The 1172-nt window shown below is 57.4% G+C and carries 1 protein-coding gene; it reads left to right on the top strand.

All coding sequences use genetic code 11. The features are described 5' to 3' along the window. Positions 1–1135 (top strand): TIGR00730 family Rossman fold protein (locus ACNPM8_RS08460; RefSeq protein WP_448939647.1); only part of this gene is annotated, 1135 nt, incomplete at its 5' end. Positions 1136–1172 lie beyond the last annotated feature (37 nt).

Genomic DNA, 1172 nt, shown 5'->3' on the forward strand with positions numbered 1-1172 from the left:
CCCCCCCCGGCGGCTCTTTTTCGTTTGCGTAGCGCCAAAGCATGTTGGCCACGAGATCCAGTCACACCCAGATGAAACTCTAGGATTGAATGGTGCCTGCCGGTTGTGCCGAACAGGCGCAACCAGTATGCGGATGTACCAAGAAGGAACTCGAATGCCAGAACAGATTATTGTCAGCGCCGTCATTTTCAGAAACGATGCGGGGCAGGTTCTGACAGCCCGCAAACGGGGTACGGCATCATTCATGTTCCCTGGTGGCAAGCCAGAGCCAGGGGAAGCGGCTATTGATGCAGCGATGCGAGAAGTGAGCGAAGAGCTGGGAGTGAGCTTGGATTCAGCATTGCTGCGTCTCATTGGAACCTTCACGGCCCCGGCGGCTAACGAAGAAGGGCATAGCGTTCAAGCCACCGTATTTGAACATCCGTTGGTACCGATTGCTGAACCTCTGGCCGAAATTGAACAGCTGCGGTGGATTGACCCATTAGCGGAACTGGACGAGCTCGCTCCTTTGCTCAAAGACGTGGTCTTCCCAGTCTTGGCCGCCCAGCACCGAAAGATTCGAAGGCTGGCAGTTTTCACCGGCTCCGCTTCGGGCAATTCACCTATTTATGAGCAGGCGGCAGAAAACTTCGCGCGCACTGTTGCTGCCTCGGGTCGAGCCATCGTCTACGGCGGCGGACGGGTAGGCCTGATGGGATCAATTGCTGATGCTGCCCGAGCGGCCGGTGGAGACGTTTTCGGAGTTATGCCGCAGGTCCTGGTTGATGGTGAACTGGCGCATCCAGGATTAACGAGCTTGGAAGTTGTGCCCGACATGCATGCTCGCAAGCACCGCATGTCAGAACTGGCTGATGGTTTTGTCGCCCTGCCTGGTGGCGCCGGAACGTTGGAAGAGCTCTTTGAAGTATGGACTTGGCAACAGCTTGGAATCCACGCAAAACCGGTAGCACTCCTGGACGTCGACGGATTCTGGCAGCCGCTGCTGAGCATGCTGGATCACATGACGGATCAGGGTTTCCTGGCCCCGAAGTTCCGTGACTCATTGGTGGTCGCCAGCGAACCGGAAGCGCTTTTGGATGCCCTATCCTCGTGGGAAGCGCCAGCGGCAAAATGGGGCGCCGGTTCCAAGAACTGAAGCTCGATGAACCAAACGAGCCCTGGGGGCAGCGGTT

It is taken from the genome of Glutamicibacter sp. AGC46 (genome assembly GCF_053543715.1).